Annotated in this window: 16 protein-coding genes; 10 read left to right on the top strand and 6 right to left on the bottom strand. The window is 61.9% G+C overall.

Going from position 1 to position 14,399, the window contains the following annotated elements; translation table 11 throughout:
- Nucleotides 1–61 precede the first annotated feature (61 nt).
- From accB to D9M09_RS22795, 4 genes are all read right to left on the bottom strand, one after another.
- Nucleotides 62–526: an acetyl-CoA carboxylase biotin carboxyl carrier protein gene (gene accB, locus D9M09_RS22810; protein WP_070222155.1), complete on the bottom strand. Its 465-nt coding sequence runs from the start codon at nt 524–526 to the stop codon at nt 62–64.
- Nucleotides 527–617: 91 nt separating this feature from the next.
- Complete coding sequence (aroQ, locus tag D9M09_RS22805) at nt 618–1,055, bottom strand: type II 3-dehydroquinate dehydratase (RefSeq protein WP_034746628.1); 438 nt, start codon at nt 1,053–1,055, stop codon at nt 618–620.
- Nucleotides 1,056–1,137: 82 nt separating this feature from the next.
- Nucleotides 1,138–1,692 carry a TlpA family protein disulfide reductase gene (locus D9M09_RS22800; RefSeq protein ID WP_070222153.1) on the bottom strand — a complete coding sequence of 185 codons (555 nt, stop codon included), beginning with the start codon at nt 1,690–1,692 and terminating at the stop codon, nt 1,138–1,140.
- 19 nt (nt 1,693–1,711) lie between these two features.
- Complete coding sequence (locus D9M09_RS22795) at nt 1,712–2,350, bottom strand: hypothetical protein (RefSeq protein WP_070222151.1); 639 nt, start codon at nt 2,348–2,350, stop codon at nt 1,712–1,714.
- A 115-nt stretch (nt 2,351–2,465) separates the two neighbouring features.
- Here D9M09_RS22795 and mpl point away from each other — a divergent pair, with 115 nt between their 5' ends.
- From mpl to D9M09_RS22750, 9 genes are all read left to right on the top strand, one after another.
- Nucleotides 2,466–3,842: a UDP-N-acetylmuramate:L-alanyl-gamma-D-glutamyl-meso-diaminopimelate ligase gene (mpl, locus tag D9M09_RS22790; protein ID WP_121670450.1), complete on the top strand. Its 1,377-nt coding sequence runs from the start codon at nt 2,466–2,468 to the stop codon at nt 3,840–3,842.
- Nucleotides 3,839–4,423: a YqiA/YcfP family alpha/beta fold hydrolase gene (locus tag D9M09_RS22785; protein WP_121670449.1), complete on the top strand. Its 585-nt coding sequence runs from the start codon at nt 3,839–3,841 to the stop codon at nt 4,421–4,423. Before mpl ends, D9M09_RS22785 begins: the two co-directional genes overlap by 4 nt.
- The gene (locus tag D9M09_RS22780; RefSeq protein ID WP_070310153.1) at nt 4,420–5,034 is read left to right on the top strand and encodes a chorismate--pyruvate lyase family protein; all 615 of its coding nucleotides are present in this window, start codon (nt 4,420–4,422) and stop codon (nt 5,032–5,034) included. The genes D9M09_RS22785 and D9M09_RS22780 overlap by 4 nt, the downstream gene beginning before the upstream one ends.
- A gap of 2 nt (nt 5,035–5,036) precedes the next feature.
- Nucleotides 5,037–7,124: a ribonuclease catalytic domain-containing protein gene (locus tag D9M09_RS22775; RefSeq protein ID WP_121670448.1), complete on the top strand. Its 2,088-nt coding sequence runs from the start codon at nt 5,037–5,039 to the stop codon at nt 7,122–7,124.
- Between the two features lie 137 nt (nt 7,125–7,261).
- Entirely contained in the window at nt 7,262–8,119 is an 858-nt protein-coding gene (locus D9M09_RS22770; RefSeq protein WP_099410775.1) for an energy transducer TonB family protein, read from the top strand.
- Between the two features lie 11 nt (nt 8,120–8,130).
- Nucleotides 8,131–8,958, top strand: coding sequence for a shikimate dehydrogenase (gene aroE, locus D9M09_RS22765; RefSeq protein WP_121671199.1), 828 nt, complete (start codon nt 8,131–8,133; stop codon nt 8,956–8,958).
- Nucleotides 8,940–9,680, top strand: coding sequence for a monofunctional biosynthetic peptidoglycan transglycosylase (gene mtgA, locus D9M09_RS22760; protein WP_409028727.1), 741 nt, complete (start codon nt 8,940–8,942; stop codon nt 9,678–9,680). The genes aroE and mtgA overlap by 19 nt, the downstream gene beginning before the upstream one ends.
- Nucleotides 9,681–9,901: 221 nt before the next feature.
- Nucleotides 9,902–10,867, top strand: a complete 966-nt coding sequence (corA, locus tag D9M09_RS22755) for a magnesium/cobalt transporter CorA (protein ID WP_034746658.1) — start codon at nt 9,902–9,904, stop codon at nt 10,865–10,867.
- Between the two features lie 278 nt (nt 10,868–11,145).
- Complete coding sequence (locus D9M09_RS22750) at nt 11,146–11,862, top strand: HAD family hydrolase (RefSeq protein ID WP_070290488.1); 717 nt, start codon at nt 11,146–11,148, stop codon at nt 11,860–11,862.
- Between the two features lie 2 nt (nt 11,863–11,864).
- Here D9M09_RS22750 and hemL read toward each other — a convergent pair whose 3' ends face one another.
- Nucleotides 11,865–13,154, bottom strand: coding sequence for a glutamate-1-semialdehyde 2,1-aminomutase (gene hemL, locus D9M09_RS22745; RefSeq protein WP_121670446.1), 1,290 nt, complete (start codon nt 13,152–13,154; stop codon nt 11,865–11,867).
- A 59-nt stretch (nt 13,155–13,213) separates the two neighbouring features.
- Nucleotides 13,214–14,071, bottom strand: coding sequence for a bifunctional hydroxymethylpyrimidine kinase/phosphomethylpyrimidine kinase (gene thiD / locus D9M09_RS22740; RefSeq protein ID WP_035822099.1), 858 nt, complete (start codon nt 14,069–14,071; stop codon nt 13,214–13,216).
- 96 nt (nt 14,072–14,167) lie between these two features.
- Here thiD and D9M09_RS22735 point away from each other — a divergent pair, with 96 nt between their 5' ends.
- Entirely contained in the window at nt 14,168–14,320 is a 153-nt protein-coding gene (locus tag D9M09_RS22735; protein ID WP_010401308.1) for a rubredoxin, read from the top strand.
- Nucleotides 14,321–14,399 lie beyond the last annotated feature (79 nt).

The following is a 14,399-nucleotide window of genomic DNA, read 5'->3' as shown; positions in this document are numbered from 1 at the left end:
AAACAACAAGTGTGAGGGGCTAAAACTGCAAACGGCCGTTGCCGGCCGTGTGGACTGGGTTTTAGCCGATCACAAACAAGGGTTGACCGAATTCGACCGGTTGGCCGTTTTCGACCAGGATCTGGGTCACGACGCCGGCTTTATCGGAGTCGATTTCATTCAGCAGCTTCATCGCTTCGATGATGCACAGGGTATCACCTTCCTTGACGGTCGAGCCCACTTCAACATAGGCGGCGCTGCCAGGAGCGGAGGAACGATAGAAGGTGCCGACCATCGGCGACTTGACCACATAGCCCGTTGGCTCGGCGGCGACCACGACGGCAGGTGCCGCAGCGGGAGCGGCGGCTGGCGCGGCTGGCTGGTATTGCGCTTGCATGCCTTGCGGCTGCATCATGACCATCTGGTTTTGCGGCATGGCCGACGATTTGACGATGCGAACCTTGCTTTCGCCTTCGGTAACTTCCAGCTCTGCGATATCCGATTCGGCGACCAGGTCGATCAAGGTCTTGAGTTTTCGTAGATCCATGTAAAACCCCTAGGAATGTAGTTTGTTTTATGAGTGATGCGGTGATGTCCAAGAGCCTATCGCCGCGCTAAATGCGTGCAGATCGCGTAGATTAACGTTTTTTAAGCGCAAAGTCGATGGCAAACCGATATCCATCGATACCTAGCCCGCAGATCGTCCCCTGCGCGATCGCGCTGAGAAATGAGTGATGTCGAAACGTTTCGCGTTGATAAATATTCGAGATATGGACTTCCACGAACGGGATGGCGACCCCGGCCAGCGCATCGCGCAAGGCAACACTGGTATGGGTCAGGCCGCCCGGATTGATGACGATGGCATCGATCCCTTCCGCTCGCGCGGCATGGATGCGGTCGATCAGCGCGCCTTCGTGGTTGCTTTGAAAGCAGACCAGGTCGGCACCGGCCGCCATGGCTTGCGCCATTGCTGCCTGCTCGATATCGGCCAAGGTGCTGGCGCCGTAGACCTCAGGCTCGCGCGTTCCCAGCAAATTCAGGTTGGGACCGTTGAGCAGAAGGAGGTTTTTTGCCATGTATGGAAGACCGTTTTAGCGAAAGTTCCGCATTTTGCCGCCAAAGATACGCATTGGCAAGAGAAAAAAGCACGCTCCGAATTTACAATTTATCCAGATCGGCGCGTAACTGATCAAATTTCAAGCGGCCCAGATAGGTCTTTTTGACTTCGCCATCGGCGCCGATCAGCACCGTAAACGGCAAACCGCCCGTGGCATTGCCAAAATGGCGCGACAGGTCGGTGCCGCTCATGCCGGAGACATACACGGGATAGGCAATCTTGAATTTGCTGGCAAAAGTGGCAATATTGCTGGCCGAATCGATGCCGATGCCGATCACCTGCAGGTTTTTTGCCGCATAGTGGCCTTGCACTTCGGATAACTCCGGCATTTCTTCCACGCAAGGAGGGCACCACGGCGCCCAGAAATTGACCAGCAAATTCTTGCCTTTCCATTGCGACAAGGCTTGCGTGGCGCCCGCCGCGTCCGGCAAGGACAGCGCATACAGCTCGTTGACGGGGCCCGTCGCGCCTGGCGCGATCGTGGTCGTCAGCGGTCCCGCTGCTTTCGCTTTTTCCTTGCTTAAACCGACGTAGGCGCCCATGCCGCCAAACATCAGCGCGACGATGGCGCAGGCGATCCAATTCTTTTTTGTCATAACTTTATCTATATCAATGTTAGTCGGCAGCCGGCACGCCATCGGCAAGGCTGGCGGCCAGCAGGCTACGCAGCCCGGCGATATCGGTGCGCAGCACCTTGCCGTCCGCCTTGGCTTTCAGCGCGCCGCGCATATCGTCGAGCTCATACATGGCGGCGTGCACGCCTTCGTTTTTCCACAAGAAACTGGCTGTCTCGACCGCATCATAACGCGCTCCCTTGAAATGCGGGCTTTCCGACATGTCGAGCACGACATTTTTATTCAGCAGGAAGATGTGGATTTCCTTGGCGCTCTCGGCAAACAGCTGCAAATAGATCTCGTCATGGGGGCCGGCCGTGCCATTGAGCACGGGGCCGCTGAGCAGGGGATGAAATTGTTGCAACGCTTCCATGACCTGCAGCGCAATCGTGCGCAGCTGGAACAGGCGCGCCGGCTGGCTGTCGGCCAGGAACAGGGCATTGTATTGCCGCACCTGTTCTTCGATCATGTCGTTGTCAGGCAGTACATTGGTCAGGTTCGGCGCGTCACCGAGGACTTGCCGCGCCGCCTTGCGCTTGGCGCTGCCATAGTCGGCGCCATCCTGCGCCACGAGGCGCGCGGCAGCGGCGGCGATTTCCAGGCGCAACTGCGCGCTATCGTCAAATGCATCGTTCGTCATGAGCGAGATGATACTCCGAAGCGGAAAAAGTCATGGCGTCAGGTAAAATCCTGCACTTGCTGTTTTTTATCTCACCGTCTTACTTACTTAAGCGTGCACCTTTCGCACTGATCACATGCATATTCATATTCTCGGTATTTGCGGTACCTTCATGGGCGGCCTGGCCGTCCTGGCCAAGGAAGCCGGCCATAAAGTCACCGGTTGCGATGCCAACGTCTATCCGCCGATGAGCACTCAGCTGGAATCGCAGGGAATCGAACTGATCCAGGGGTTCGATCCGGAACAGACCAAGCTGAACCCGGATTTGTATGTGATTGGCAATGTCGTCTCGCGCGGCAACCCGCTGGTGGAAGAAATCCTCAACCGCAGCCTGCCCTATGTATCTGGCCCGCAATGGATCGGCGAACACATCCTGCGCAATCGGTGGGTGCTGGCGGTGGCCGGCACGCATGGCAAGACGACAACATCAGCCATGCTGGCCTGGATACTCGAAGACGCGGGCTACGCGCCGGGCTTTTTGATCGGCGGCGTGCCGATGAACTTTGGCATTTCCGCCCGCCTCAGCGGCAAGATCGACGGCAAGAGCGCCGAGTCGGACTTCTTCGTCATCGAAGCCGATGAGTACGACACAGCCTTCTTCGACAAGCGCAGCAAATTCGTGCATTACCACGCGAAGACGGCCGTCATGAATAACCTGGAATACGATCACGCCGACATCTTCCCCGATCTGCACGCGATCGAGACGCAATTTCACCATCTGGTGCGTACCGTGCCCGGCATCGGCCGCCTCGTGTACAACGGCGACGAAGCATCGCTGCAGCGCGTGCTGGCGCGCGGTTGCTGGAGCGAACAGGAAAGTTTTGGTCAAGATGCTCACTGGCAACTGCAAGAGCAGGCCGACGGCAGCTTCGACGTCTTCTTCAATGGCCAGCAGGAAGGCCATGTGGCCTGGGCGCTCACGGGCAAGCACAACCGCAGCAATGCGCTGGCGGCCATCGCCGCCGCGCGCCACGTGGGTGTGCCCATTGCCCAGGCGTGCGCTTCGCTGGCCACGTTCGAGAGCGTCAAGCGCCGCATGGAAGTGCGCGGCGTGGTCAACGACATCACCGTGTACGACGATTTCGCGCACCATCCGACGGCCATTGCCACCACCGTGGGCGGCTTGCGCCAGAAGATAGGCGACAGCGGCCGCATCCTGGCCGTGCTGGAACCGCGCTCGAACACCATGAAGCTGGGCGCCATGAAAGAGGCGTTGCCGGGCAGCCTCAAGGATGCGGACCTGGTCTTCGGTTTTGGCAGTCATGCCGCGCTGGGCTGGAGTCTGGGCGACGCGCTGGCGCCGCTGGGCAAGATTGCCAGCGCCTATGAAGACATCGATACCCTCGTGGCCGCCGTGGCCGCCAGCGCCCGTCCCGGCGACCAGATCGTCGTCATGAGCAACGGCGGCTTTGGCGGCGTGCACCAGAAATTGCTGGAGGCGCTGGGTCGATGATTCTGTACCTGCATGGATTCCGCTCGTCGCCCCTGTCGATGAAGTCGCGCCTGCTGGCCGCGCAGATGCAGGCGCTGGGCCGCGAAGCACAGTGGCTGTGCCCGCAATTGCCGGCTTCGCCCAAGCTGGCCATTGAATTGGCCTTGTCATTAGTGAAAGACGTGGCGCCGGCCGACCTGACGATTATCGGCTCCTCGCTGGGCGGCTATTACGCCACCTGGCTGGCCGAGCGGCTCGGTTGCCGCGCCGTGCTGCTCAATCCTGCCATCGTGCCCCTGATCGACCTGGAGCAGCATGTGGGCGTGACGACGGAGTTCCATTCGGACAAGCCATTCGAGTTCAAGCGCGAATACATCGCCGAACTTGGAACCTTTGCTGTAGAGAAAATTACTGAGTCGCAACGTTACTTCCTGATCGCCGCCACCGGCGATGAAGTGCTCGACTACCGCGATATGGTGGCGCATTATCAGGGTGCGCGGCAGTGCGTCATCGACGGCAGCGACCATGGCATCAGCGAATTTGCCGCATACGTGGCGCCCGTGCTGGCCTTTTGCGGCATCGACGCGGACTCTGCCCAGTGAGGCCGGGTTCGCTGCGGCAGGCGCAATGGCATGCGCACGTGAACGCCGTCAATGCGCCGCCGGCCCTGCGCCACTGGCTCACGGGCGGCGGTTCGCTGACGGCCAAGCTGAAAGCGCATAGCCAGGCGTTCCGCGTGCAATGTTTGCATCAGGAAACGGCACGCTGCTTGAGCGACGAGGCCGCCATCATTGGTTTGCACCGCGCGGGCCGGGTATGGGAGCGCGAAGTGCTGTTGCGTTGTGATAACAGACCGGCCGTGTTTGGCCATACCGTCGTGCCCATGCAGGCGACGGCCACGGACTGGCCTTTGTTTTCCGCGCTGGGCGAGCGTTCGCTGGGCACGACGCTGTTTGGCGACCGCATGGTACGCCGCGGTGCACTGGAATTTGCCCGCTTGCGTGCCGGGCACCCGCTGGTGCAGCGGGCGCAGGCGGCGCTGGCATTGGAAGGGCGGCGCGCCAACGACAAGTCGCTGTTTTTTGCCCGCCGCTGCCTGTATCAGCGTCACCAGGGATTGCTGCTGGTAACAGAAGTATTTTTGCCGGCGGTGCTCGAGTTGACGTCCATCACTCGCACCGCTGCAACCGACACACTAATAAACAAAGCATAACAATGAATCTATTTTTTGAAGAATCCGGCGATTTCAAGGTCGGCACGGTCCTGTCGCAAGCGGGTGAAGCGTATCAGGTCGAGATGGCCAGCGGCAAGCGCACCAAGGTCAAGGTCAAGGACGTGCTGCTGCAGTATGAAAAGCCGGCCCCGGCCGAGTTGCTCGAGCAAGCCAAGGCTGTTGCCGCCGAGATCGATCTCGATTTCCTGTGGGAAGTGGCGGGCGAAGACGAGTTCGGCTTTGCCGAGCTGGGCGCCGAGTATTTCGGCCATGCCCCCTTGCCGCCGGAAGCGGCCGGCTTGATCCTCGCCCTGCATTCGGCGCCCGTGTATTTCTACAAGAAGGGCCGTGGCCGCTACAAGGCGGCGCCGGAAGCGTCCTTGAAGGCGGCATTGGCCGGCATCGAAAAGAAAAAGCAGCAGGCCCTGGTGCAGGCAGGCTATGTGGAAGAGCTGAAACAGAACCGCTTGCCCGCCTCGATGCAGCCCATGGTGCTGCAATTGCTGTTCAAGCCGGACAAGAACACGATTGAATACAAGGCGCTGGAAGCGGCGTGCACGGAATTGCACACGACGCCGCCGCGCCTGATGCTGGCTGTCGGTGGTATCGCTTCGCCGAAAGACTTGCACCTGTCGAAGTTCCTCTTCGAAAACTTCCCGAAAGGCGCCGGTTTCCCCACCGTGCCCGTGCCCGCCGTGACGGCCAAGCTGCCGCTGGCCGACGTGGCCGCCTTCTCGATCGACGACGTGACCACGACCGAGATCGACGATGCCTTCTCCGTGCAACCGTTACCGGATGGCACCGTGAAAGTGGGTATACACATCGCTGCGCCGGGCCTGGGCATCCGTCCGGAAGACGTGATCGACAAGATGGCGCGCCAGCGCATGTCGACCGTCTACATGCCGGGCGACAAGATCACCATGCTGCCGGACGAAATCGTCAATGCGTTTACCCTGGCGGAAGGCACGACGTGCCCGGCCCTGTCGCTGTACGCCACTCTGGACCCGAAAGCCGACTGGGCCGTGGTCAGCACGCAGACGCGCGCCGAACTGGTGCCGATCGCCAGCAACTTGCGCCATAACCAGCTCGACGACCTGGTCAACGAGGAAACCCTGGCCAGCGGCGAGGGAGACTATCCGCACAAGGCCGACTTCGCCATCCTGTGGCAATGGGCGCAGCAGCTGGAACAGGGCCGCATGAAGAAGCGCGAAGCGTTCGGCCTGAAGCCGGAACAGAATAACCGCGTCGATTTCAACTTTTATGTGGAAAACGACATCGTCACCGTGGCGCGCCGCAAGCGTGGCGCGCCGCTGGACAAGATCGTCGCCGAATTGATGATTTTTGCCAACAGTACCTGGGGCAAGATGCTGCACGACCATGGCGTGCCCGGCATCTACCGCAGCCAGGGCGGCGGCAGCGGCAATAGCTGGGCGGCAAAGATGCAGGTGCGCATGGTCACCCATGCGGCGCCGCACCAGGGCCTGGGCGTGGATCAATACGCGTGGAGCACCTCGCCCTTGCGCCGCTACACGGACCTGGTGAACCAGTGGCAAATCATCGCCTGCGCCGAGCATGGCGTGACGGCGCCGCTGGTGGCCCCGTTCAAGCCGCGCGATGCGAACCTGTTCGCCATCGTCTCGGCCTTCGACGCCGCGTATGCAGCGTATGGCGATTTCCAGTCGAATATGGAACGCTACTGGTGCTTGCGCTGGCTGCACCAGGAAAACGCGCGCCAGGTCGATGCCGTCGTGCTGAAAGACGAGATTTTGCGCCTGGTCGACATTCCGCTGGTCATCAAGCTGCCGGGCATGCCATCGGTGGCGCGCGGTGCGCAGGTCAAGCTGGATCTCTTGCGCTGGGATGAAGTCGACCTGAGCATCGAAGCGCGCTTGCTGGAAATCGCCGCCGTGCCCGATGCGGCGGCCGATGCCGAGCTCGACTACGAAGAGGAATCGGACGACGAAGGCGCGGAAGAGGGCGACGCGGCGGCGGAGGCCTCGCCGGAAGCGGCGAACCAGGTCAGCGACGCGGACGCGGAAGTGGCGGAACTGGCCAGCGAAGACGTGGTCAGCGAGCCCGAGGTCAAGTAAGGCTGCGGGGCGGCGTGAAAAACGGGACTAAAACTGTTTCCCGCGTCGCCCTTTGACGTAGAATTCAGCCATCTTGTATGGTGTGCTTGTTGCTAACTGGGTTGCGCGTGAAGTCTTTCCGAGAGAATCGTTTCCTGATGATCGCCGTGGCGGTATCGCTGCTGGCGCACGGCGCCTTGCTGGCGATGCATTTTGTCGCCCCGCCCCCGCAGCGGGCCGTCGCCACCGATCCCGGCCTGGAAGTAATACTGGTCAATGCCAAGCATGCGGACAAGCCGCTGAAGGCCGATGCCCTGGCACAAGCCAACCTCGACGGTGGTGGCCAGGCCGACAAGGGCCGCGCCAAGTCGCCCTTGCCCGATATGCGCAAGGTGGAAGAGGGCGACAGCGTCAAGGCCAGCGCGCGGCGCATCGCCGAGTTGGAGCAGAAGCAGCAGGAACTGCTGACGCAGGCGGCCAAGGCGACGCCCTACAGCGCCGCGCCCGTCACGGAAAAAGACAAGCCCAATCCCCTGGCCTCCGGTTCGGACTTGATGGAAAGCAGCAAGGCCATCGCCCGCATGGCAGCCGAGATCAGCCAGACCGTGGAAGACCAGAACAAGCGCCCGCGCAAGACCTTTATTACGCCCAGTACGCAGGAGGTCGGCTATGCCATGTATTACAAGACCTTGCAAAAGCGTATCGAGGAAATCGGCACCCTGAATTTCCCGCAAAACAATGGCCGCAAGATGTATGGCGAACTGGTCGTCTACATCCCCATCTTCCAGGATGGCACGATTTACCAGAAAGAGGGCGGCGTCCGCGTGGAAAAAAGCTCGGGTAATCCCGCGCTGGACGCGGCAGCCCTGGCCATCGTGCGCCGCGCGGCGCCGTTCGGCCGTTTCCCACCGAATATGTTGTCGAGTGATAAAGATGACCTGTGGGTCGTCATCACCCGTTTCAAATTTACCCGCGAAGAAAAAATGGAAGCTAACCTGACTGGCGGCAGCAATTGAACAAGCAAGAGATGAACCCCGATCAATATTGCGTCTTCGGCAATCCCATCGCCCACAGCAAGTCCCCCCTGATCCACGCCGCGTTTGCCCTGCAGACAGGACAAGCGTTGGTCTACGAGCGCCGCCTGGCTCCGCTCGACGGCTTCGCGCTGGCGGCCCGCACGTTTGCCGCCGAGGGCGGCAAGGGCGCGAACGTGACGGTGCCCTTCAAGCTCGACGCGTGCGCGCTGGCCACCGCGCTGACGCCGCGGGCCAGGGCCGCCGGCGCCGTCAATACCCTGCGTTTCGATGGCGACACCATTCTTGGCGACAATACCGATGGCGCGGGCCTGGTGGCCGACATCGTGCGCAACGCGGGCGTGAGCATTGCCGGCAAGCGCGTCCTGCTGCTGGGCGCGGGCGGCGCGGCGCGCGGCGTCGTGCTGCCTTTGCTGGAACAGGGGCCGCAGGAAATGTTCATTGCCAACCGCACCGTGGCCACGGCCGAGGTTTTGGTGGCGCAGTTTGCCGACGCGCTGGCGCACCCCGGCCAGCTGCGCGCCGGTGCTTTCACGCAGCCGGAAGGCGTCTTCGATATCGTCATCAATGCCACCTCGGCCAGCCTGGCGGGCGACTTGCCGCCCGTGCCGCCCGGTATCTTCGGCAGCCGCACCCTGGCGCTGGACATGATGTACGGCGCCCGGCCCACCGTCTTCATGGATTTTGCCGCCCAGCATGGCGCGCAGGTGCGCGACGGCCTGGGCATGCTGGTGGAGCAGGCGGCCGAATCGTTTTACGTGTGGCGCGGCGTGCGGCCGCAGACGCAGGATTTGCTGGCGCAATTGCGGGGCAGCCTGTGAGCGCCGGCAAGAAGGGCACGCGCAAGAGCGGCCGTGGCTACGGCTGGATCAAGTGGCTGTTCATCGTGCCCGTGCTGGCCTTCATCGTCGTGCAACTGTATTTCTTCCTGCAAATCTGGTGGTGGGTCGACCATAACCCCTCCAGCACGGCTTTCATGCGCGAACAGTTGTCTGTCTTGCAGGAAAAGAATCCGAATGCCACGATCCAGCAGACGTGGGTGCCGTACAACCGCATTTCGAACAATCTGAAACGGGCCATCATCGCCTCGGAAGACGCGAATTTTTCCGAGCACGAAGGCGTGGACTGGGAAGCCTTGCAAAAGGCATATGAAAAGAACAGCAAGAAGCAGAAAGTCGTGGCGGGCGGCTCCACCATCACGCAGCAGCTGGCGAAGAATCTGTTCCTGTCCGGTTCGCGCAGCTATGTGCGCAAGGGCCAGGAACTGATCATCACGTATATGCTGGAAAACCTGATGGAAAAGCAGCGCATTTTCGAGATTTATCTGAACGTGGTGGAATTTGGCACGGGCACCTTCGGCGCCGAGGCGGCCGCACGCCACTATTACAAGGTCAGCGCGGCGGGCTTGAGCGCGGCGCAGGCGGCGAAATTGGCCGTGATGCTGCCGAACCCCCGCTTTTACGACCGCCACCGCGACACCGGTTATCTGAACCGGCGTACGGGCGTCATCCTGCGCCGCATGGGGGCGGCGGAATTGCCTTGATGGCGGGGCGATTCCTTTGCATAAAGTTAAAGCTGCCTGATTGGCACTATTGCGGCGCAGCATCTTAATCGCCTCCCTTGGTGCACCGCCGCACTTTTTCCGTGAAAAAGCCGTGCCGGGGGTGGTCGTGAAAAGGCCTTTGCGGGTACACTTGCGCTGTTTTCATTTTTGGCGCCAGCGCCAGCACATCACGATAACCCCACATCCGGCTGAGAGCGCGCATGATCAATGTCTTTGTATTACAGAATGGCCGGCTCAACCAGGTGCCGATCGACAGCCGCGCAGACCTCGAAAATGCCGAACCGGTGTGGGTCGACCTGACCGACCCCACCGATGATGAACGGGCCTGGGTCAAGGCCATCTACAACGTCACCCTGCCGGGCGAAGACGAAGTCAAGGATATTGAGGCGTCGGCCCGCTATTACGAAGCGGAAAACGGCGACTTGCACCTGCGCACGGATTTCTTGCGCGAAGAGGACGACGGCCCGTCGCGCGTCATCACCGTGGCCTTCATTCTGGCCCGCAAGATCCTGTTTTCCATGCATACGGACGACTTGCCCGTGTTCCGCCTGGTGCGCATGCGCGCCCGTTCGCGGCCCGGCTCGATTGCCGACTACATGGACGTGCTGCTCGACCTGTACGCCACCGATGCCGAATATTCGGCCGACGTGCTCGAAGGCATCTACCAGAACCTGGAAGAAGTCAGCACGCGCGTGCTGCAAAAGGAATTTACCGATGCGCACGCGGCCGAAGCGCTGAATGCCATTGCCCACGAGGAAGATTTGAATGGCCGTATCCGCCGCAACATGATGGATACGCGCCGCGCCGTGAGCTTCCTGATGCGCGGCCGTTTGCTCAATTCCGAGCAGTTCGAGGAAGCGCGCCAGATTTTGCGCGACATCGAATCGCTCGATGGCCACACCTCGTTCCTGTTCGACAAGATCAACTTCCTGATGGACGCCACCGTCGGCTTCATCAACATCAACCAGAACAAGATCATCAAGATATTCTCGGTGGCCAGCGTGGCCTTCCTGCCGCCTACCCTGATCGCCAGCGTGTACGGCATGAACTTCAAGCTGATGCCGGAGCTGGAATGGTCGTTCGGCTATCCATGGGCCTGGGGCTTGATGATCACCAGCGCCATCGCGCCCTTCCTGTACTTCCGCCACCGCGGCTGGCTGAAATAAGCAGCATCGCCGGGACGCTCCCGCGTCCCGGTTTCAAGGCGAGCGCAGCAAATTCAAAAATCAGCGATAATCACTGGTATTGCGTGGTATTGAATTGGTATCTACGTTGCCTGTGCTGAGCCAGTCTTTTCCCCGTAGTCTGCCTTTTGCAGAAAAGTATCGTCATTGAGCCGTTTTCTGCGTGGCAGCGTCCGCCTGTTCCACCTATGATCGTTGCGATGCCAGCCTTGGCCGGCCGGCCGCCGCATTTCCCGTCACCGTTGTCTTCTGGAGAGTCCATGCCTGATACCGCCATCACCCCACCGCGCTTCACCCATCTGATCAGCGACTGCGATGGCGTGCTGATCGACAGCGAAGCCGTGGCCCTGCAAGCGCTGCTGGAGTTGCTGGGGCCACGCCTGCAGAACCTGCCCGAGGGCGTCACCCTGCAAGGCTTGATCGAGCCGCGCCTGGGCCAGCGCCTGGTGCCGCTGATGCAGGATATCTACAAGGAACTGGGCTTGCCGCAATTGCCGGCCGACGAGATCATGGCCATCGGCAACGCCGTCGATGCCGCTTGCGACGCGCAATTGCGCGCCGTGCCCGGCGTGGCGCAGGCGCTGGCCGCCATTGCGCTGCCCAAGGCCGTGGCCTCGAACAGCGTCAGCGCGCGCGTGCTGTCGGCACTCGAACGGACCAGCATGGCGCCGCTGTTCGACAAGCGCGTGTTTACGCCCGACCTGGTGGGTCATGCAAAGCCGCATCCGGGCGTCTACCTGGCGGCGGCTGCCGCGTTTGGCGTGCCGCCGAGCCAGTGCCTGGTGCTGGAAGACAGCGTGACGGGCGTGACGGCCGCCGTGGCGGCGGGCATGACGGTATTGGGATTCATCGGCGGCGGGCATATCGCCGCCGGCCAGGAAGATAGGTTGAAAGCGGCCGGTGCGCATGTCGTGTTCAACGACATGGCCAGGCTGCCGGCGCTGGTGGCCGCGGTGATGGACACCGCGACCGTATAACCTTACGCCAGCTTGGCAAACACCTTGCGCGCGGCAGCGATGGTGGCGTCGATGACGGCGTCATCGTGCTGCGCCGAGACGAAGCCCGCCTCGAAGGCGGCGGGCGCGAAGTACACGCCTTCGTCCAGCATGGCGTGGAAGAAGGCGTTGAACTTGCTGCGGTCGCCCGCCATCATTTCCGCGTAGCTGGTCGGCGGCGTTTCGCTGAAATAGATGCCGAACATGCCGCCGATGTAGTCGGCGCAGAACACCACGCCCGCTTCCTTGGCGGCGGCGGTCAGGCCTTCGGTCAGGCGCTTGGCCGTGGCGCCCAGCTGCTCGTAGAAGCCCGGTTGCTGGATCAGTTTCAGGGTGGCCATGCCGGCCGCCACGGCGACCGGGTTGCCGGACAAGGTGCCGGCCTGGTAGACGGCGCCCAGCGGCGCCATGTTGTGCATCAGCGCCGCGCTGCCGCCGAAGGCCGCCACCGGCATGCCGCCGCCGATCACCTTGCCCAGCGCGGTGAGGTCGGGCTGGATGCCGTACAGCGCCTGCGCGCCGCCCAGGGCCACGCGCAAGCCGCACATGACTTCATCGAAAATGAGCAGAGCGCCGTGCTGCGTGCACAGCTCGCGCATCGCCTGCAGGAATTCTGGCGTGGCTTTTACCAGGTTCATGTTGCCGGCCACCGGTTCGACGATGACGCAGGCGATCTCCGCGCCGAAGCTGTCGAAGGCGTCCTTCAGCTGTTCCACGTTGTTATAGTCGAGCACCAGGGTGTGCTTGACAAAATCTTCCGGCACGCCGGCCGACGTCGGGTTGCCGAAGGTGAGCAGGCCGCTGCCCGCCTTGACCAGCAGCGAATCGGCGTGGCCGTGGTAGCAGCCTTCGAACTTGACGATCTTGTCGCGTCCCGTGGCGCCGCGCGCCAGGCGCAGGGCGCTCATGGTCGCTTCCGTGCCCGACGACACCAGGCGCACCTGCTCGATCGACGGCACCAGACGCGTGATTTCCTCGGCCATCAGCACTTCGCCTTCGGTCGGCGCACCGAACGACAGGCCCAGCGCGGCCGCATCCTGCACCGCCTTTACCACTTCCGGATGGGCGTGGCCGACGATGGCCGGGCCCCACGAGCCGATGTAGTCGATATAGCGCTTGCCGTCCGCGTCCCAGAAGTACGGGCCTTCGGCGCGCGTGATGAAGCGCGGCGTGCCGCCCACGGAGCGGAAGGCGCGCACGGGCGAGTTGACGCCGCCTGGCGTGGTTTTTTGTGCGCGGGCAAACAGGATGTCGTTCTGTGAAGTCGTCGTCATGATAATCGTGCCTTGAGAGTGGATCGTTGTCTGTGTCGTCTGTGTTTGTCTGGACGGGATTATTGGGCGCCGCGCTGGCGCTGCTGCCGGAACAGCCGGTTCGGCACCAGCTTGCCCATGCCGTGGCGCTGCGCGTGCGCCAGCGCGCCGGCCGTGAATTCCTGCGCCGCCACGACCACTTGCGGCACGTCGTCTTCGTTTTCGGCCAGGGCCAGCAGGGCGGTGGCCGCCGCCGACAGGGTGCTGCCGGCGCCGTTGAAGATGCCTGGCAAGTGCTGCCATTCGTCGTGGCGCACCACGCCGTCCTCGCCGAACAGGGTATTGGCGCGCAGCTTGCCTTCGCCCGTGCCGGACTTGCTGGCATCGGCCGGCATGCCGGTGACGAGCACGTATTCGCAGCCCAGCGCCACCAGGTAATCGACGTCGTTTTGCAGGGTGTCGTCCGGGTCGGCGTCGCGCCAGGTCTCGGCCAGGCGCTCCAGTTCCACCGGCGAGAGCACCAGCAGGGTCGTTTGCGGGATCAGCAGCTGGCGCACGGCGGTGAGGATGTCCTCGTCGTCCATGCCCTGTTCCGGCAGCGCCGAAATGAAGGGATCGAGGATCAGCGGCACGTTTGGATAGTCGGAGACGATTTCGGCGATGGCCGTCACGTTTTCCACGCTGCCCAGCGCGCCGATCTTGATGGCGGCCACGGACATGTCTTCCAGCAGCACGCGCGCCTGGTCGGAAACCCAGTCCGGGTCGACCGCCTGCACGTCTTCCACGCGTGCCGTATCGCTGATCAGCAGGCCCGTGGTGACCGACAGGCCATGGCAGCCGAAGGCTGAAAATGTGGCCAGATCGGCCTGGATACCGATCGCGCCGACCGGATCGGACACGCCGAAGCTTAATATGAGGGGAGAAGTTTGGTTTTGCACGGCGGGTAGATTAAGATACCTAATTCAGCATTTTACTTGATTGAAGGGTGGCAGAACGTGAGTAGCAACGAAACAACGCAGCAATTCCAAACGTGGATGTGTCTTATTTGCGGCTGGGTTTATGATGAAGCGGCCGGCTTGCCCGACGAAGATATCGCTCCCGGCACGCGTTGGGCCGATGTTCCGATGAACTGGACCTGTCCTGAATGCGGTGCGCGCAAGGATGATTTCGAGATGGTAGCGCTGTAATCAATCAGGTCCACGGGATGCCGCTGCCGCACGCAGGTGTCGCGGCTGCCTGTGCTATGGTATGAAAAATTGTCGAATA

This window comes from Janthinobacterium agaricidamnosum, from assembly GCF_003667705.1.
In the GTDB taxonomy this organism is placed as follows: domain Bacteria; phylum Pseudomonadota; class Gammaproteobacteria; order Burkholderiales; family Burkholderiaceae_D; genus Janthinobacterium.
Note: the sequence above shows the minus strand (reverse complement) of the source record. Positions and strands in the feature narration are given on the sequence as shown.